Origin of the sequence: Methyloversatilis discipulorum (assembly GCF_000527135.1) — a bacterium.
Classification (GTDB): domain Bacteria; phylum Pseudomonadota; class Gammaproteobacteria; order Burkholderiales; family Rhodocyclaceae; genus Methyloversatilis; species Methyloversatilis discipulorum.
The window spans coordinates 4,232,796-4,250,610 of sequence record NZ_AZUP01000001.1 but is presented as its reverse complement, the minus strand read 5'-3'; the positions used below and the strand labels follow the sequence as shown (position 1 = coordinate 4,250,610).

Here is a 17,815-nt window from a genome sequence, read left to right as displayed (position 1 = left end):
GCCGGCGCTGCCGCCCTGCCCGCTGGCTCAGCCCGACAAGGCGGCGCGCAGTAACGGGCCCTTGATGATGCGTTCGAGCTTGTCGGCGTAAGCCGGGTCGGTGGCGTAACCCGCCTGCTGCAGGCCGCGGGCGAAACTGCCGGCGTCCTGAGCGCCGAGCACGCGAGCGTAGCGCGGCTGGTTCTGCAACAGACGGGCGTAGTCGGCGAAGCTCTCTTCGTAGGAGCCGTAACTGCGGAAGGCATCCGTCTGTTTGGTCCAGCGGCCGTCGATGAACTCGCTGGCCGAAACGGTGACGGTCTGCCCTTGCCAGCTGCTGCCGGCCTTGATGTTGAAAAGGTTGTGACTGGGCGTACCGTCGGCCGACGTCAGTTCAGCCCGGCCCCAGCCGGTTTCGAGCGCGGCCTGGGCAACCAGGAACTGCGCCGGAATGCCGGTTGCGCGACTGGCCGACAGCGCGGCCGGCCACACCCGCTCGACGAAGGCGCGTGCGTGCTCCGGCACATCGCGCGTCCTGACCGGCGCAAGTTCGGCCAATGCCGCTTCGAGATCTGCGGCAGCGGCTGCCTCGCCCGGCAGCAGACTCTGCCGCAAGGCGGCAGAGCTTGCCGCCGCCGGCATCCGCGGCAGACCCTGGAACAGCCCGGCGTCGGACAGCGGCTTCAGTTCCGGTGTCACCGAGGTATCGGCGCTGTTCGCATTCGCTGACAGCTGGCGCTCGAGCACCCGGGCCAGGCCGGTGCCGCCGCCTTCGGTCATGACCTGGGCCCACTGCTGGTCCAGCATGTCCTGGTACATCTTGCTTTCCTGCCCGCCGAACAGCTCGTCGCCGTGCGACGCCTCGCGCATCGATTTGATCACCACCTGCAGGAACATCGCCTCGAACTGCTTGGCCGCGGCCTTCAGCGCCTCCGGCGAGTTGTCGCGCGCCGCGCGGCGCAGCACGTCGAGGCCGCGCACGTCGGCGGCCAGCGTGTTGAGCGCGGCGTTCTCCATCAGATCACTTCCAGTTCGGCGCGCAGCGCGCCGGCCGCCTTCATCGCCTGCAGGATGATGATGAGGTCCTGCGGATTGGCGCCCAGCGCGTTCAGCGCACGGACGACCTCTGACAGGTTGGCGCCCTTCTTCACGTTGATCAGCGCGCTGCCTTCCTGCTGGATGTCTATCTGGTTGCGTTCGGCCACCACGGTCTGCCCGCCGGACAGCGGTGCGGGCTGGCTGATCACCGGCTCCGAACTGACCGTGACCGACAGGTTGCCGTGCGCGACCGCACAGCTGTCCAGCGTGACCGCCTGATTCATCACCACCGAACCGGTGCGCGAATTGACGATCACCTTGGCGGCCTGTTGCGCCGGCGTGACGTCGAGGTTTTCGATGCGGCTCATGAAGGCGACGCGCTGGTTCGGGTCGAGCGGCGCACGCACCTGGATGCGCCGGGCGTCGACCGCCACCGCGGTGCCGGGACCGGCACTGCCGTTGATCGCGTCGACCATGCGCTGCGTGGTGCCGAAATCGGTGGTGTGGGTTTCGAGGTTGATGAAATCGCCCTCACCAACGGCCGTCGGCACCGCACGCTCGACCGTGGCGCCACCGGCGATGCGGCCCACCGAGAGGTGATTGATGGTGACCGACGACCCACCGGCCGAGGCGCCAGCGCCGCCGACCACCACATTGCCCTGGGCCATGCCGTAGATCTGGCCGTCCGCCCCCTTGAGCGGCGTCATCACGAGGGTGCCGCCACGCAGGCTCTTGGCGTTACCCATCGACGACACGGTCACGTCCATCGCCTGACCGGGCCGCGCAAAGGGCGGCAGGCTGGCAGTCACCATCACCGCGGCGACGTTCTTCAGCTGCAGGTTCTGCCCGGGCGGCAGGGTCACCCCCATATTACCGAGCATGTTGATCACGCTCTGCACGGTGAATGGCGTCTGCGTCGTCTGGTCACCGGAGCCATCGAGGCCGACCACCAGGCCGTAGCCGACCAGCTGGTTATTGCGCACACCTGACAGCGACGCCAGGTCCTTGATGCGCTCGGCACTGACCGGCAGCGCGGCCAGCCATGCAAGCAGGAAGAATGTGATGAAGCGCTTCATTTCGGTTCGCCTTCCGGGCGGCAGTACAGTGCCTTTTATACGCCGGCGACCGGGAACCCGATGGCCGGAAAAGAGGGCTGATTCCTCATCACAGCGGCAGGAAGCTCAGGAAGAAGCGGCCCAGCCAGCCCATCACCTGCGCCTCGTCGATATAGCCGGTGGCGCGGTACTCGATGCGCGCATCGGCCACCTGGGTGGACTGCACCGTGTTCGCCGCGGTCACCTGGGTCGGATTCACGACGCCGGAGAAGCGGATGTACTCGTCGCCCTGGTTGATCGCGACCTTCTTCTCACCGGACACCAGCAGATTGCCGTTCGGCAGCACCTCGATCACGGTGACGGTGATGGTGCCAGTGAAGTTGTTGTCGGCCGAGGACGCGCCCTTGCCGGCGAACACGTTCTCGCTGTTCGCCTGCACGCCGATGCCCTGTGCGCCCTTGAGCGGCACGCCGGCGATGCGCGGCACGCTGACCTCGATGTCCTGCGAGCGATCAGCCGAGCTCGACGACTTCTTCGCCGCCTGCGTGCGCTCGCTCAGGTTGATCACCAGCGTGTCGCCGACCATGCGCGCGCGACGGTCCTCGAACAGCGGTCGCACGGCGCCCGGCTGAAAGATCGCGCCAGCGTTGGTCTGATACTGCGGACGCGGTTCCGGACGCACCGACATCGGCTGATGCACCGCGGTCGGCGGCGTCGTCGTGACGCAGCCGGCAAGCATTGCCGCCACGACCAGCACCACGGCAAAACCTGCGCAGCGGGCGGCAAGGTGAAGGCGTTGGGCATTCATGGTGGTCTCCGCCGGATCTCTTACAGCTGGGTCAGTCGGGCCAGCATCTGGTCCGACGTCTGGATGGCGCGCGAGTTGATTTCGTAGGCGCGCTGGGTCTGGATCATGTTCACCAGTTCCTCGACCACGTTCACGTTCGACGTTTCGACGAAGCCCTGATTGAGCAGGCCGGCGCCATTGGTGCCCGGGGTGTTCGGCGTCGGCACGCCGCTGGAGGCGGTTTCGACGAACAGGTTTTCGCCGACGCTCTGCAGGCCACCGGTATTCACGAAGGTCGCCAGTTGCAGCTGGCCGATCTGGGTCGGCGCGTTCTGACCGGCCTGCAGCACGCTCACCACGCCATCACGGCCGATGGTGACCGACACTGCATCAGCCGGAATGGTGATCTGCGGCTGCACCGGGAAGCCGCTTGAGGTAACCATGACGCCCTGCGCGTCCTTCTGGAAAGCGCCGTCACGGGTATAGGACAGCGTGCCGTCCGGCATCTGGATCTGGAAGAAGCCTTCGCCCTGGATGGCCACGTCGAGCGTACCGCCGGTCTGCTGGATATTGCCTTGCGTATGGATCCGTTCGGTCGCCACCGGACGCACGCCGGTACCGATCTGCAGGCCCGACGGAATGGTGTTCTGTTGCGTGTTCAGCGCGCCCGGCTGACGCATGGTCTGGTACAGCAGATCCTCGAACACGGCGCGGGCACGCTTGAAACCGTTGGTACTGACGTTCGCGAGGTTGTTGGTGATGACATCGAGCTGAGTCTGATGTGCATCCATGCCGGTGCGGGCAATCCACAGCGAGCGAATCATGGTCGGTTACTCCGGTTGTCAGTTGTTGCCCAGAACCTGCGAGGCAGCCTGGTCGTTGCGTTCGGCGGTCTGCAGCATCTTGGTCTGCATCTCGAACTGGCGGGACAGCGAAATCATTGCCACCACCTGATCGACCACATTCACATTGCTGCCTTCGAGGTAGCCGCCGACGACACGCACGTTCTGTGCCTGCGGCTGCAGTCCGGGTGCAGTCGAGCGGAACAAGCCGTCGTCGCCGCGCTTGAGTGTGTTCTCGGGCGGATCGACCAGCTTCAGACGGCCGATCGGGTTGACCTGGTTCACGCCGCCGGTGCGCTGCACGGCAGACAGCGTGCCGTCGGCCCCCAGCGTCACCTCGGTGTCCGGCGGCACGGTGATCGGACCGGTCTCGCCCTGCAGAGGAATACCCTCATGGTTCTGCAGGATGCCGGTCGGGCTGACCTGGAAGTGGCCGTTGCGCGTGTAGGCCTCGGTGCCGTCAGGCATGGCCAGCGTGAACCAGCCCTTGCCCTGTATCGCCATGTCGTATGAGCGCCCGGTCTGCTGCAGCGCGCCCGGCGTGTAGTCGTTCTTCACGCTGGCGTCGATGACGAATGCGCGCGACGCGAACGCCTCGGTCTGCACCTGCACGGCACGCAGACGGTGCTCCTCCGCGCGATAGCCGGTGGTCGATGCATTGGCGAGATTGTGGGCGACCGAAGCCTGGCGCTCCATCGTCCACTTCGCGCCGGTCATCGCGGTATAGATCACGCGGTCCATGGCAGTTCTCTATCCATTTGTGATGACTCCAAGCTCCAGGCAAATCGCACGAAGCAAGCGCCGCGCCGCCCGCAGGGCCGCCCCAAGGGCGAGCGCAGCCCCCTCGGGGGGCAGCGAACGACGTGAGCGTGGGGGCAATTTCAACTCAGCGCAGGTTCACCAGCGTCTGCATGATCTGATCCTGCGTCTTGATCGATTGCGCGTTCGCCTGATAGGCGCGCTGCTGCGTGATCATGTTAACCAGCTCGGCGGTGAGGTCGACGTTGGAGTCCTCGACCGCGCCCGGCTGCAGACCGCCGCGATTGCCCGTGCCGGGCTCACCGACGGCCGGCGGACCGGAGAAGGAGGTTTCCGCCCAGGCGTTGCTGCCCAGCTGCACCATGCCATCCGGATTCTGGAACGAGGCGAGCACGACCTGACCCAGCGTGCGCGACTGGCCATTGGTATAGCGCCCCTGGATGATGCCTTCCGGCGACACGCTGAGGCCGGACAGCCGACCCGAGGTATAGCCATCCTGCGCAACAGCATTCACGCTGAACGTGGTGCCGTACTGGGTCGAGTTGCCGAGGTTGAGATCGAAGGTCAGCGGCGTGGTGGCGCCGGTGGTGATGGCGAAGGACTGCGCCACCGTGGACGGGCCGACCAGACCACCGTTCGAATTAAAGGTCAGGGTGGTCGCTGCCGTCGGCGCGCCACCGTCCAGCGTCGTATGGAGATCCCACTGGTTCGGCGTGGCCGACTTGACGAAGTACATCGACATCACATGCGGATTGCCGAGCGAGTCGTAGGTGGTCATCGACGTGGAATACGAGAAGCTCGACGTGTCTGCGGTCGAGAACGGCGCCGTGACCGGCGGCGACAGTCGCGAGTCGAGGTTGACCGCGAGGTCGGCCGCCGTGGTCGACGTCGGTTCGGCACCTGACAGCGCAGTGTCGATGCGCAGATCGATCGGTGCAGTCACCACGATGTTGTCGTTGGCGTCGGTGCCGTAACCGGTGAGCCGGTAACCGGAGCCATTGACGATGTAGCCCTGCTTATCGACCGAGAACTGACCGTTGCGCGTGTAGAGCACGTCGCCGTTGTCGCTCATCCGGAAGAAGCCCTCACCGTTGATGGCGATGTCCAGCGGATTGCTGGTGACGGTGATGTTGCCCTGCGCGAACTGCTGGGCAACGCCATTCACCCGAGCGCCGATACCGATCTGGGCCGAACCGCCGCCGCCCAGCGTGGTCGCGTAGATGTCGGCAAATTGTGCCTGCGACTGCTTGAAACCCACGGTGGTCGAGTTCGCGACGTTGTTGCTGATCGCGTCGAGCGCCTTGGAGGCGATGTTCAGTCCGGAAAGTCCTTGCTGGAAGGCCATGATTCAACTCCCGATCAGTAGATCTGCTTGATGTCGTTCATCGTGACCAGCCCCTGCTGGCCCACATTCAGGCGGGTGACACCGCCGGTGCGCTCGACGCTGCCGACCACCGCGAGTTCGAGCGGCGTGCTGGTCAGCGTCTTGCCCCCCTGCACCGCTTTCACGGAGAAGGAGTACGAACCATCCTGAGCAACTGCCGTGCCAGAGTTGTCCTTGCCGTCCCAGACGAATTGCGTGATGCCGGCCTCCTGATCGCCCAACGCCATCTCGCGGACGATCACGCCATTCGCACCCTTGATGGTGACGACGACATCGTCGGCCGGAGTGGTCAGCTCGACCCCCCCCATCGACTGCCCCTCGACCAGCTTCAGGTCCGAACCTTCGATCAGCACCGCGTGGCCGACCAGCGCCGTCGCCTGCAGGTGCTGCGCATCGCTGGTGCTCTCCATCATCTTTTCCAGCGTGCTGTTGAGCTTGGTGATGCCATCGACGGTGCTGATCTGCGCCAGCTGCGAGGTGACCTGCGCGTTGTCCATCGGGCTGAGCGGATCCTGCATTCTGAGCTGCGTGGTGAGCAGCATCAGGAAGCGGTTCTGCGCCGCATCGAGTTCTGACGTTGCCTGCTTCTGCGTCGTGTTCAGTGAGCTGTAGAGGTCGGCGGCAGAATTGCCATTGACGGGATTGGTAGCCATGGCGTTGTCCTTACTGTCCGATGGTGAGGGTCTTGAGCATCAGCTGCTTCGCGGTATTCATCATTTCCGCGTTGGTCTGATACGAGCGGGAGGCGGAAATCATGTTGACCATCTCCTCCACGACATTGACGTTGGGCATCTGCACGTAGCCGTCGGCGTTGGCAGCCGGGTTGGTCGGGTCGTAGGTGCTGCGCAGCGGCGCCGCGCTCTCGACGATCTGCGTCACGCGCACACCGCTGGCTTCGCCGCCGTCGGCGATCGGCTTCATTTCGAACACCACCTGCTTGGCGCGGTAGGGCTGGCCGTTGGCCGTGGTCACGGAGTCGGCGTTGGCGAGATTGCTCGACGTCGTGTTCAGTCGCACCGACTGCGCAGTCAGTGCCGAACCGGCGATACCGAACACGTTGAACATGTTTCCTGCCATGGTTCAGCCTCCTTACTGGCCCTGGATCGCCTGCTGCATCGTGCGCAGGCGACCGCTGATGAAGGTGAGCAGCGCTTCGTACTGCACCGAGTTCTCGGCGAATGCCGCGCGCTCGACGTCCATATCTACCGTGTTGCCATCGACGCTGGACTGCGTTTCGGTGCGGTACTTCATCGACTGATCAAGTGCGCCGCTGCCCTTGGCTTCGATGTGCGAGCTGGAAGTACGCGCCAGTTCCACCGGCCCACCGAGCTTGCCGCCCAGCGCGCTTTCGAGCGCACTCCGGAACTCGATATCGCGTGCCTTGTAGTGCGGCGTATCGGCGTTGGCGATGTTCGACGCCAGCTGCTGCTGGCGCGCGGCGCGCACGCCGAGGGCGGCTTGATGCAGGTTGAGATGTCGGTCGAGAGGTGTCGGCATGATGTGCAGTCCATTGCAGCTATCGTGCCAATGACTTTAAGCGCCGAGGTGCTGCCGGAAACGGCAAAAAAGGACTGTTCGCACCCCGCCTTTCCTCGTCTTCTGCCGCCTCGAAGCGGCAAGGTTTGCCGCGCAAAACCGAACAACCCGCCTTCAAACCCTTGCCGGAAAAGGATTTTCCCTGCGGCAACGGGCGCACGGCTCGCTCCGGGCACCGCGCAGCGGAACAGAACTGTGCTTCACCCGCTATTTCCGGCATCGACCTTGCAAGCGGCGTGATCGAATGCATCCATCGCCAGGAGATCCGTCCATGTTCCGCCGTCCTCTTCTCATGCTGCTGCTTGCCCTGTGCTCCAGCGCGCAGGCACAGACCTCACCGGAGGCGCTGCGCGCTACCGTCAGCCAGTACCTGACCGCGCAGGCGGCAAGCATGCCGGGCAAGGCTGTGGTCGAAGTCGGCCAGCCGGACGCGCGGATCGCGTTGGCAGCCTGCACGGCGCACGAGCCCTTCCTGCCGCCGGGCGCCCGACCCTGGGGTCGCGTCAGCGTCGGCGTACGCTGCCTCGCCGGCGCCAACTGGACCGTCTACATTCCGTCGCGCGTTCGCATCGAAGGTGACTATCTCGTCGCAGCGCGCGCGCTGGGCCGTGGCCAGGTGGTGGCCGACGGCGATTACGCCTTCATGCGCGGCGACCTCACCGAACTGCCGCCGAACATGATTACCGATCCTCAGCAGGCCGTCGGGCAGTCGGTGAATGTCGCCATCGGTGCCGGCCAGCCGCTGCGCGCCGACTGGCTGCGCGCACCGGTCGCCGTGCAACAGGGGCAGATCGTGAAACTGTTCGCACGCGGCAACGGCTTCTCGGTCAGTCACGATGGCCGTGCGCTGGCCACCGCGCAGTCAGGCCAGACAGTGCAGATCCGCACCGGCAGCGGTCAGGTGGTGAGCGGCGTAGCACGTCCGGGCGGTCTCGTCGAAGTGATCTATTAGGGTCTGTTCGACGGCCAGCCGCGTCGGTGCTTGATATAGTGCGCATCAGGCATCGGTGTAAGACGGCTCCCTACAAAAAGTTCTAAAGTTTTGTCGTGTCGTCGTCGTAATACCGATCGAACGTCTTCTGAAAGGGTTCATCGTGAAAATCGACGGAACTGGAAAGCCGCTTGGTCCGACTTCAACTTCGACCACGCGCAACTCGTCGGGCAACACCCCGACCAATTCGACTTCGGCCACGCCTTCCGCGGGTGCCCAGGTCGATGTTTCGAGCACCTCCTCGCGTCTGCGCGAGCTCGAATCGACCATTGCCAATGTGCCGGTGGTCGACAGCGCTCGCGTCGATGAAATCAAGCAGGCCATTGCCGACGGTCGCTTCAAGGTCAACGCCGATCGCGTGGCCGACAGCCTGATCGAAAGCGTGCGCCAGATGCTGAATACGCGCCCGGCGACCTGATGACCCAGAACGAACTGGCCGCGCAGATTTCCGCGCGACTGTCCGTACTGATGACCGAGGAGGTCGCGTCCTTGCGCGCGGCCATCGGCCATCTCGATGCCGAGCGCCGCGCGCTCGAATCCGGTGATGTCGATACCCTGCCCGTGCTTGCCGCACGCAAGTCGGAGGTCTACGGCCGCCTCGCGCAGTTGGGCGATGCGCGCACGGCGCTGCTTGCGCGTGCCGGCGTGAAGCCGGCGAAGGCCGACATTGACGCACTGTTCGCCAGCGGACCGGAATGGACCGCCTGCCGCAAACCCTTTGCCGACCTGCTCGAACTGGCTCGCGAAGCACACGACGCAAATCTGGCGAACGGGTTGATGATCCGCGCGCAGATGAAGTCCAGCCAGCAGGCGCTTGCCGTGCTGATGTCGGCCGCCGAGCAGGCATCGACCTACGGGCCGGACGGTCAGGCGATGGCACGCACCAGCCGTCGCTCTTTCGGCAGCGCCTGAGCACGGCGGGGCGCAACACCCGCTTACACCCGCACGACATGGCTTGACCCGGCGACACAGCGTGTTTGCCGGTGGCTGTCATCGTGGCTGCCTGTTCCACAGCCCAGGCCACATGCCATGCCCGTTTCCCGCACCCTCCCGCTGCTCAGCCTCGTGCTGCTGCTGATGACCGCCTGCGCCTCCGCACCGGACCGCGACGTCGACCGCTCACGACGCGGCCCCCCGGCTGAGGCACGCAGCGGCGGCAGTGCCGGTGTCGTCGACGATCTGCAGACGCAACTGGCCGAGGTGGAGCAGAGCTTGTCGCTGACTCCTCTTCAGCAGCCTCTGTGGGAGCGTTACCGCGAGACGATAGGCGCGCTGATGGCAGACCAGCTGCGGCTGGACCCGCGCCCCGTCACACGCGTCGACGCAGTGAGGCAGATAGGTCGCAAGGTCGATGTGGTTCGCAACCGGCTGGTCGCGATGGAAGACATCGCCGAGGCGGCGGAACTGCTGTACGGCACGCTCGACCCCAACCAGCGGCGCGTCGCCGACCGGCTGCTGCCGGGCACGGTGCCGGCGCTTTACTCCGGTTTGCCCGGCCGCGGGGCAGAGGACGGGTCTGCGCGCGACCGCCATGGCGAGCGCGGCGGCCCACCTTCCGGCGGACGCCGCGAGCGGGCGCAATGATCAGAGCCTGGGGAAGCTGGAGCCGAGGCTGCCCTCGGGCACCTCGACCGGCGCATTCGCCGGCGCGCCATTGAGCGCCGCGCGGTCGGTCGAGTACGTTTCGATGCGGATGGATACGCGACGATTCTTCGCTCGCCCCTCTTCGCTGTCGTTGCCGGCAATCGGCCGCTGATCGGCAAGTCCTGCCGCGGTGAGCCTTGCCGGAATGATGCCCTGCTCCTCGAACACCTGGGTCACCGCCGCCGCGCGCAATGCCGACAGCGACCAGTTCGACATGCCACGCCCGGTGGCCAGCACGTTGTCCGTGTGTCCTTCGATCACCAGCGGAAAATCGCTGTAGAGCAGCACGCCGGCCACCGCCGCGATGATGTCGCGCGCCGCGGGTTCCAGCGTCGCGTCGCCACGGCCGAACAGGAAGGTCGCGTCGAGATCGACGGTGATGCCGAGCGCACCGTCGGTGACCGTGGCCTGACCGTCGCGCGTCAGCGCCGACAGCGCCTGCGTCAGCTCGGTCATCGTGCGCTGCGCACGTTCGCGCCTTTCTTTTTCTTTCGCGGCGGCACGCGCCTGGCGGACCTGATCGAGCTCAATCTGCAGCGCACTGCGCGGCGGCGCCACCGCAGGCAGCTCGATCAGCTGGACGCCGTCGCGGGCGGAGAAGGCGCTGGTCAGCGAGGCGCTGAGCACGCGGTACTTGCTCTCGCTGACCTGGGAAATCGCGTACATCACGACAAAGAAGGCGAACAGCAAGGTGACCAGATCGGCGTAGGACACCAGCCAGCGGTCGTGATTCTCATCCGACTCCGGCACGTAGCGACGCTTGCGCGGCGCGCTCACTCCGGCACCTGAGCAACGTAGCCGAGCAGCCTGCCCTCGATGATGCGCGGGTTGTCGCCGTTGGCGATGCCGACCAGACCATCGACGAAGATTTCGCGCACCGCGATGAGCTGCGACACGTGGGTCTGCAGCTTGCGACCGATAGGCAGGAAAATCAGATTGGCCGCACCGACGCCGTAGATGGTGGCGACGAAGGCGGTGGCGATGCCGGCGCCGAGCCGGGTCGGATCACCGAGGTTCTCCATCACGTGGATCAGTCCCAGCACCGCGCCCATGATGCCTATGGTTGGCGAATAGCCGGCGGCCGAATCCCACACGCGCGCCGCCTGGCGCAGCGTGTTCTCGTAGGTGGTGATCTCGACCTCCATCACCTCGCGCAGGCGGGTCGCGTCAGCACCATCGACCAGCAATTGCACGCCCTTGCGGAAGAACGGATCGCTTTCGTTGCCGACCTGCTTCTCCAGCGCCAGGATGCCCTCGCGCCGCGACAACTGGGCCCAGGCGACCAACCGGCGGATCATGTCGTCCGGCACCTGCGACGGCGCGACGAAGGCCCAGCGCCCCATGCGCATGCCGCGCATGAAGATGGGAAAACGGGTCTGCAGCATGGTCGCGCCCAGCGTGCCACCGAGCACGATGACGAAGGCGGCCGGCTGGAAAAGCGACGACAGGCTGCCGCCCTCGAGCACCTGCCCGAGCATGATGGCAGCCAGACCGAGCAGCAGGCCGGCGATGCTGATGCGATCGACGCGCACGCGTACTCCGCTTAGCCGCGCGCCGCGATGCGGCTGCGCAGTCGGGCGATGGCCTGGCTGTGCAGCTGGCAGACGCGCGATTCGGATACGCCGAGAATCTCGCCGATCTCGCGCAGGTTCAGGTCTTCTTCGTAATAGAGGCCCATCACCGTCTTTTCGCGGTCCGGCAGATCGCCGATGGCGCGCACGAGCACGTCGCGCATATTCTTGTCGAGCAGTCGTTCGAGCGGATCGAGATCTTCCGTACCGACGCTGTGGCGGTCGAGGTAATCATCGTCGTCGCCGTCGGTGAAGTCCTCGAAATAGACCAGCTGATAGCCGCGCGCTTCCTGCAGCATCTTCTGGTACTCGGGCAGCGGCATGCCGAGCGATTCGGCCAGTTCGCCTTCGGTCGGCTGACGGCCCTTCTGCTGCTCCAGCGTGTGGATGGCGGTTTCGATGCGGCGCATGTCGCGGCGCAGGCTGCGCGGCAGCCAGTCGTTCTCGCGCAGGCCGTCGAGCATGGCGCCGCGGATGCGCTGCACGGCATAAGTTTCGAACTGCGCGCCCAGCCCTTCCTCGTAGCGGCTCATCGCGTCGAGCAGGCCCAGCATGCCGTTCTGGATGATGTCCTCGACCTGCACGCTGGCCGGCAACTTGGCCATCAGGTGGTAGGCAATGCGCTTGACCAGCGGCGCGTAGTGCTTGGCAAGCTGATCACGGTCCAGTGTTCCGGATGCGGTGTACATGTTTCTTCCTCTGCTGCGGGTCGCTTGTGCAGTCAGGCCACTTGGGCCGGGAATCCGTCTGCACGCCCTCCCCGGTCGCTGCGGTCACCCGCGAGCGCGTCGTCCAGGGCCGACAACATACCGGCTTTCTCCGCCTCGCGGGTCACGAAAAGCTTTTCGGCAAGATCGCGCCCGATCTTGAGGGCATCGTCACCCGCGGTGGCGAAAACCGGGCGCTGGTAGCCGCTCGGCAGGCAGCCCAGCCAGTGCAGCGCACTGCCCAGGTGTTCGCTCACCACGCCATTCAGGCTGGCAAAGGCCTGGCGAGCGTCGGCCACCGAGCGCGCGCGGCTGACGCCGACATGCACCGGGCGGGCCGCGCTGCCCGTCACCGGCGCATTGCCGGCGAGGTGACGCTTGATCAGCGCGTAGGCGGCGGTGATGCTGACGCCGGAGGCGGCGGTGATCACTGCCAGCCGGTCGGCACGACGGGCCAGCGCCGACAGCTGACCGTCGTCGAGCGCGCAGTCGATCACCAGCAGTTCGGTATCGCGGGTCAGTTCGACCAGCGCTTCGTCCAGCGCCTCGGTCTGCAGGCGGTTCAGCTGTTTCGACGCGGCGGCCAGACGGGCTGCCGGCACCACGGCCACGCCGTGTTGCGAGGCGATGCGCACCGAGGCGAGCGCAACGTCGCGGTTGATCGCCTGCAACAGGTCGATGCGCGAGGTCAGGCCGAGCCGCGCGGTCGCCGAGCCGGCGCCCTGGTGTTCGTCGATCAGTGTCACGCGCAGGCCGCTGCGGGCCGCCTCGATGGCGGTGGCGACCGCGATCGAGGTACTGCCGACGCCGTCCATCGCGCCGGCGAAGGCGACGCGCTGCGTCGGGTAACGGCGGAACATGGCGCGCAGGCCGGCTGCCTGGTCGTGCATGAAATCAGCCACGGCTCACCTCGCTGCGCAGGTCGCGACGCGAGGCAGCCATCAACAGGCCGGCGTCCTGGGGCGAGAGGTGTTGCGACGATTCTTCGCCGGCGGCACGCAGGGCGCGGTGCATCAAGTAGGCGCGATTCGGCAGGTGCAGATCTTCCGGCACGCGCTGGCCGTTGGCGACGTAGTAAAGAGGCAGTTCGTGGCGCATCAGCACGTCGAGCACCGGCCCCAGCGTCACCGATTCGTCGACCTTGCTGATGATGGCGCCAGCCAGATCGGCGCCGCCATTCGGCGACGAGTAGGCGCGCACCACGTCATCCAGCGCGTCGGCGCGGGCGACCGAATTCAGCAGCAGCAGGCGGCGTACGTCACCGCTCGACGACAGCATGGCGATCTGCTCGGCGACGGCGCGGTCGCGCTGGCTCATGCCGACGGTGTCGATCAGCACCATGTGCTTGTCGCGCAGTTCGACCAGCATGCGGCGCAGGTCGGAGGCGTCGCGCACCGCGTGCACCGGCACGCCGAGGATGCGGCCGTAGATGCGCAGCTGTTCGTGGGCGCCGATCCGGTAGCCGTCGGTGGTGAGCAGCGCCACCTTGTCGGCGCCGTGGCGCACCACGCAGCGGGCGGCGAGCTTGGCGGTGGTGGTGGTCTTGCCGACGCCAGTCGGGCCGACCAGCGCATAGACACCGCCGCGATCGATGATGTCGGCGTCGGAGTTCAGCGTGATCAGGTCGCGGCCGATCAATGTGCGCAGTTCATTTCGCGCAGCAGCCAGCGAGTCGGAGGTGCTGAGCTGGTCGAGCAGCCGATAGGTGGTCACCGCGCTGAAGCCGGATTCGAGCATTTCGGCGGCCAGCGTCGTCTTGATCGGCGAGCTGCGCGACATTTCGCCCCAGGCGAAACCGGCCAGCTGCTGTTCGAGCATGCGGCGGATGCTGCCCAGTTCCTCGCGCAGTGCGGCGTCGAGCTGCGGCGCCGGCTCGGACGCTTGCGCGGTGTGACGCGGTGCGGTCTCGACAGCCGGTGCGGCACGACGCTGCGGCACTTCAGCGTGCGCTTCGAGGTGCTCGTTGGCCGGCGCCTGCTGACGGCCGCGTGCCAGATCGCGCAATTCGCTCGGTGTCGCCGGACGCGGCTTGTACGGCTGCCAGGGCTTCGGCGCCCGCACTTCCTGCGCCGGCGCCGGCGCCGGTGCGACCTTGCGCGCAGCCAGGCTGCTCGACAGCGTCACCTCGAAATCCTCGTCACCGTAGGGCCGGGACGAGGTCTGAAACGCCGACTGCGCTTCGGCGCGCGCGGCGGGCTGCGCGGCGGCACGCGCCACCGGTGCCGCCGGCGCCGGTACTGGCGCTGCGGCCGGCTTCTTCGTCGGTGCAGTCATGGCCTCCAGCGCATTCGCCGGCAGCGCGAGTATTTCCACGCCGCCCTCGACCGGTCGGTTCGACAGCACGATGGCGTCGGGGCCGAGGTCTTCCTTGATGCGGCGCAGGGCGTCGCGAGCGGAGGCAGCGAGATATTTGCGAGGCGTCATGATTTGACTCCGATGACAGAGGTCACCTTGATGGTGCGTGTTTCAGGAACTTCGGAATTGGCGAGCACTTTCAGGCTGGGCACCGCCCGGCGCAGGAAGCGCGACAGCAGCCAGCGCAGCGGCGCCGGCACCAGCAGCACGGCCGGCAGACCCATTTCTTCCTGGTTCTGCGCGGTACGCGCCACTTCATTCATCAGCGTGTCGGCCAGGCCCGGTTCGATCACCGAACCGTCGCCGCCGCCACCGAGCGCCTGACCGATCAGGCGCTCCAGACCCGGGTCGAGCACCATGACCTGGACGTCGTTATTGCCCGGGAACAGCTGCTGCACGATGGCGCGGCCCAGCGCCACGCGGACGCGCGAGGTCAGCTCCAGCGGGTCCTGCGTGCGCGGCGCGTACTCGGCCAGCGTTTCGACGATGGAGCGCATGTCGCGGATCGCCACGCCCTCTTCGAGCAGGCTCTGCAGCACGCGCTGCACCACCGCCAGCGGCAGCGCCTTCGGCACCAGATCCTCGACCAGTTTGGGCTGATCGCGGGCGACGTGTTCCAGCAGCGCCTGCGCTTCCTGACGGCCGAACAGTTCGGCGGCGTGGGTCAGGATGAGGTGGTTCAGGTGGGTGGCGATCACGGTGGCCGCATCGACCACGGTGTAGCCAAGCGCGTGCGCCTGTTCGCGCAGGCCCTGTTCGATCCACACGGCCGGCAGGCCGAACGCCGGATCGCGTGCTTCGCGGCCCGGCAGCGCGCCGGCGACGCGGCCCGGATTGATCGCCATCAGGCTGCCCGGATAGGCCTCGCCGCTGCCGACATCGACGCCCTTGAGCGTGATGCGGTAGCCGTTGGGCTTCAGTTCGAGGTTGTCGCGGATGTGCACCGGCGCGGTCAGGAAGCCGATCTCCGCCGCGAACTTCTTGCGCAGGCCGCGGATGCGCTTGAGCAGCTCGCCGTCCTGGCCGCGATCGACCAGCGGAATGAGGCGGTAGCCGACTTCGAGACCCAGCGTGTCGACCGGGACGACATCGGTCCATGCCGCTTCCTGCTGTTCGGGCGGCGTGACCGACTGCGCCGCCGCCTGTTCGGCCGCTTTCTTCTCCGCCGCTTCCTTCACCTTGGGCGATGCCGCCTTCTGCATGCCGCGCCAGGCAAGGTATCCGAGGCCGGCGGCGATCAGCAGGAAAACAAAGTTGGGCATGCCGGGGATCATGCCCATCAGGCCCATGATGCCGGCCGAGATGCCCAGTACGCGCGGATCGCCGAACAGCTGACCGATCACCTGACCGCCCACGTCGCCGTCGTTACCGACGCGCGACACCACCAGACCGGCGGCGATCGAAATGACCAGCGCCGGGATCTGCGCGACCAGGCCGTCGCCGATGGTGAGCATCACGTAGGCCTTGGCTGCGCCGCCGGCAGTCATGTCGTGCTCCATCACACCGATCAGCATGCCGCCCACCATATTGATGAGCAGGATGAGGATGCCGGCGATCGCGTCGCCACGCACGAACTTGGACGCACCGTCCATCGAACCGTAGAAATCCGCCTCGTCGGCGATTTCCTTACGGCGACGGCGCGCTTCGTCCTCACCGATCAGACCGGCGTTCAGGTCGGCGTCGATCGCCATCTGCTTGCCGGGCATCGCGTCCAGCGTGAAGCGGGCGCCCACCTCGGCGATCCGGCCGGCGCCTTTTGTAACGACGACGAAGTTGATGACGGTCAGGATGATGAAAACGATGATGCCGACCGCGTAGTTGCCGCCGACCAGGAAGTGGCCGAAGGCTTCGATCACCTTGCCGGCCGCATCCGGGCCGGTGTGGCCTTCGAGCAGAACGACCCGGGTGGACGCCACGTTCAGCGACAGGCGCAGCAGCGTGGTCACCAGCAGGACCGACGGAAATACCGAGAAATCGAGCGCCTTTGTCGTATAGAGCGCCACCAGCATCACCATCACCGACATCGCGATGTTGAACGTGAAAAACACGTCCAGCACGAAGGTGGGCAACGGCAGCACCATCATCGACAGGATGAGGACGATGAGCAGCGGCGCAGCCATCTGGGCGATGTTCGGGGAACCGATGACCTGACGGAACGAGAGGGACGTAGCCATGGCGACATTTCATCGCAGGTGACGTCCATCAAACCGGAGAAAGAAGAGGGGTTTTCCCCGGCTATTGGGTCGACTGGATTGTTACGCAGCGCAAAACGCCCTTACAAACAGGGGGCGCTCCTGTTCACGTCGGCGTGCGTTACTTGCACTGTCGCACCCCAGTCCCAGGAGACTACAGATGAACGCCCCGGCCCGTGCCGCTTCAGCCAGTTCGCTTCACCCCGCTCTGTGGGTGGCCGCTGTCTCGGTCACCGCCTTCAGCGCAGTCGGCATCGCCAAAATGTCCGGCTTCTTCGAGCCGGCCACGCCTGCACCGGTCATCGCGGCCGCCGCACAGACGGGCACGACGCCGGCTCCGGCGACCCAAGCAGTCGTTGCCGCCCCCGAACCGGCTCAGCCGACCGCCGTCGCTGACAGACCCGCTGAAAAGCGCAGCGAGAAGCCGGTCGTCAAGGCTGTGGCAGCGAAGAAGGTGCATGTCGCCGACGCTGGCGAAACAGGTGCGGTGAAGGTCGCGGACCGGACCTACGACTCGGGCATCGATGTCATTCCGGCGCAGCCGCGCACCGCCTACGAACAGACGCTGCCGCGCAGCGAAGCCGATTACCGCGCTCCGGCGCCGGTTTGCGCCGACTGCGGTCTGGTCGAATCGGTACGCGAGGTAAAGGCGGCGGCCGACCCCAGCGGTCTGGGTGCTGCCGCTGGCGGCGTGGTGGGCGGTCTGCTCGGCAATCAGGTCGGCAAGGGCAGCGGGCGCACGATCGCGACGCTGATCGGCATTGCCGGCGGCGCCTATGCCGGCCACCAGGTCGAAAAGACGCAGCGCACGACCTCACGCTGGGAAGTGGGTGTGCGCATGGAAAACGGCGAGTACCGCACGGTCACGCTGGACGCGGAACCGGTCTGGCGCACCGGCGACAAGGTCAGGCTGCAGGGCAACCGGCTCGTGATGGCCGACTGAACACAGGTTTCCTCCTTCCTCTCTCTGAGGAC

General features: G+C 66.3%; 20 protein-coding genes. 5 read left to right on the top strand and 15 right to left on the bottom strand.

What is annotated here, in order from left to right; translation table 11 throughout:
• Positions 1 to 27: 27 nt before the first annotated feature.
• From flgJ to flgB, 9 genes are all read right to left on the bottom strand, one after another.
• Positions 28 to 996, bottom strand: a complete 969-nt coding sequence (gene flgJ / locus METFAM1_RS0119770; protein WP_019917310.1) for a flagellar assembly peptidoglycan hydrolase FlgJ — start codon at positions 994 to 996, stop codon at positions 28 to 30.
• The gene (locus METFAM1_RS0119765) at positions 996 to 2,093 is read right to left on the bottom strand and encodes a flagellar basal body P-ring protein FlgI (RefSeq protein WP_019917309.1); all 1,098 of its coding nucleotides are present in this window, start codon (positions 2,091 to 2,093) and stop codon (positions 996 to 998) included. The genes flgJ and METFAM1_RS0119765 overlap by 1 nt, the downstream gene beginning before the upstream one ends.
• A gap of 88 nt (positions 2,094 to 2,181) precedes the next feature.
• Positions 2,182 to 2,880 (bottom strand): flagellar basal body L-ring protein FlgH, encoded by a 699-nt coding sequence (locus METFAM1_RS0119760; protein WP_020165448.1) that lies wholly within the window; start codon positions 2,878 to 2,880, stop codon positions 2,182 to 2,184.
• 20 nt (positions 2,881 to 2,900) lie between these two features.
• Positions 2,901 to 3,683, bottom strand: a complete 783-nt coding sequence (gene flgG / locus METFAM1_RS0119755; RefSeq protein ID WP_024300873.1) for a flagellar basal-body rod protein FlgG — start codon at positions 3,681 to 3,683, stop codon at positions 2,901 to 2,903.
• A gap of 18 nt (positions 3,684 to 3,701) precedes the next feature.
• Entirely contained in the window at positions 3,702 to 4,442 is a 741-nt protein-coding gene (gene flgF, locus METFAM1_RS0119750) for a flagellar basal-body rod protein FlgF (RefSeq protein WP_019917305.1), read from the bottom strand.
• 145 nt (positions 4,443 to 4,587) lie between these two features.
• On the bottom strand, positions 4,588 to 5,805 hold the full coding sequence (flgE, locus tag METFAM1_RS0119745; RefSeq protein ID WP_019917304.1) for a flagellar hook protein FlgE: 1,218 nt from the start codon (positions 5,803 to 5,805) through the stop codon (positions 4,588 to 4,590).
• A gap of 14 nt (positions 5,806 to 5,819) precedes the next feature.
• Positions 5,820 to 6,497 (bottom strand): flagellar hook assembly protein FlgD, encoded by a 678-nt coding sequence (locus METFAM1_RS0119740; protein WP_019917302.1) that lies wholly within the window; start codon positions 6,495 to 6,497, stop codon positions 5,820 to 5,822.
• A gap of 10 nt (positions 6,498 to 6,507) precedes the next feature.
• A complete protein-coding gene (flgC, locus tag METFAM1_RS0119735) occupies positions 6,508 to 6,909 on the bottom strand; it encodes a flagellar basal body rod protein FlgC (protein ID WP_019917301.1) in 402 nt (133 codons plus the stop codon).
• 24 nt (positions 6,910 to 6,933) lie between these two features.
• Positions 6,934 to 7,341 (bottom strand): flagellar basal body rod protein FlgB, encoded by a 408-nt coding sequence (gene flgB, locus METFAM1_RS0119730; protein ID WP_019917300.1) that lies wholly within the window; start codon positions 7,339 to 7,341, stop codon positions 6,934 to 6,936.
• A 310-nt stretch (positions 7,342 to 7,651) separates the two neighbouring features.
• Between flgB and flgA the strand changes: the two genes are divergently transcribed.
• The 4 genes from flgA to METFAM1_RS0119710 all read left to right on the top strand — a co-directional run bounded on the left by flgA (position 7,652) and on the right by METFAM1_RS0119710 (position 9,955).
• Positions 7,652 to 8,332 carry a flagellar basal body P-ring formation chaperone FlgA gene (gene flgA, locus METFAM1_RS0119725; protein ID WP_019917299.1) on the top strand — a complete coding sequence of 227 codons (681 nt, stop codon included), beginning with the start codon at positions 7,652 to 7,654 and terminating at the stop codon, positions 8,330 to 8,332.
• A 142-nt stretch (positions 8,333 to 8,474) separates the two neighbouring features.
• Positions 8,475 to 8,789 carry a flagellar biosynthesis anti-sigma factor FlgM gene (gene flgM / locus METFAM1_RS0119720; protein ID WP_019917298.1) on the top strand — a complete coding sequence of 105 codons (315 nt, stop codon included), beginning with the start codon at positions 8,475 to 8,477 and terminating at the stop codon, positions 8,787 to 8,789.
• Positions 8,789 to 9,283: a flagellar protein FlgN gene (locus METFAM1_RS0119715; RefSeq protein WP_019917297.1), complete on the top strand. Its 495-nt coding sequence runs from the start codon at positions 8,789 to 8,791 to the stop codon at positions 9,281 to 9,283. The genes flgM and METFAM1_RS0119715 overlap by 1 nt, the downstream gene beginning before the upstream one ends.
• A 117-nt stretch (positions 9,284 to 9,400) precedes the next feature.
• Entirely contained in the window at positions 9,401 to 9,955 is a 555-nt protein-coding gene (locus METFAM1_RS0119710; protein WP_019917296.1) for a Spy/CpxP family protein refolding chaperone, read from the top strand.
• Here METFAM1_RS0119710 and METFAM1_RS0119705 read toward each other — a convergent pair whose 3' ends face one another.
• Genes METFAM1_RS0119705 through flhA form a run of 6 tightly spaced genes read right to left on the bottom strand, consistent with a single transcriptional unit; the run spans position 9,956 to position 16,822 of the window.
• Entirely contained in the window at positions 9,956 to 10,792 is an 837-nt protein-coding gene (locus METFAM1_RS0119705) for a flagellar motor protein MotB (RefSeq protein WP_019917295.1), read from the bottom strand. It abuts the gene before it with no gap.
• Complete coding sequence (locus METFAM1_RS0119700; RefSeq protein ID WP_019917294.1) at positions 10,789 to 11,547, bottom strand: flagellar motor protein; 759 nt, start codon at positions 11,545 to 11,547, stop codon at positions 10,789 to 10,791. Before METFAM1_RS0119700 ends, METFAM1_RS0119705 begins: the two co-directional genes overlap by 4 nt.
• 11 nt (positions 11,548 to 11,558) lie before the next feature.
• The gene (locus tag METFAM1_RS0119695) at positions 11,559 to 12,275 is read right to left on the bottom strand and encodes an RNA polymerase sigma factor FliA (protein WP_019917293.1); all 717 of its coding nucleotides are present in this window, start codon (positions 12,273 to 12,275) and stop codon (positions 11,559 to 11,561) included.
• 32 nt (positions 12,276 to 12,307) lie between these two features.
• Positions 12,308 to 13,195 carry a MinD/ParA family ATP-binding protein gene (locus METFAM1_RS0119690; protein WP_024300871.1) on the bottom strand — a complete coding sequence of 296 codons (888 nt, stop codon included), beginning with the start codon at positions 13,193 to 13,195 and terminating at the stop codon, positions 12,308 to 12,310.
• On the bottom strand, positions 13,188 to 14,717 hold the full coding sequence (flhF, locus tag METFAM1_RS0119685; RefSeq protein WP_019917291.1) for a flagellar biosynthesis GTPase FlhF: 1,530 nt from the start codon (positions 14,715 to 14,717) through the stop codon (positions 13,188 to 13,190). Before flhF ends, METFAM1_RS0119690 begins: the two co-directional genes overlap by 8 nt.
• On the bottom strand, positions 14,714 to 16,822 hold the full coding sequence (gene flhA / locus METFAM1_RS0119680) for a flagellar biosynthesis protein FlhA (protein WP_024300870.1): 2,109 nt from the start codon (positions 16,820 to 16,822) through the stop codon (positions 14,714 to 14,716). The genes flhF and flhA overlap by 4 nt, the downstream gene beginning before the upstream one ends.
• Before the next feature lie 178 nt (positions 16,823 to 17,000).
• Between flhA and METFAM1_RS0119675 the strand changes: the two genes are divergently transcribed.
• Positions 17,001 to 17,783 carry an outer membrane lipoprotein gene (locus METFAM1_RS0119675; RefSeq protein WP_024300869.1) on the top strand — a complete coding sequence of 261 codons (783 nt, stop codon included), beginning with the start codon at positions 17,001 to 17,003 and terminating at the stop codon, positions 17,781 to 17,783.
• Positions 17,784 to 17,815 lie beyond the last annotated feature (32 nt).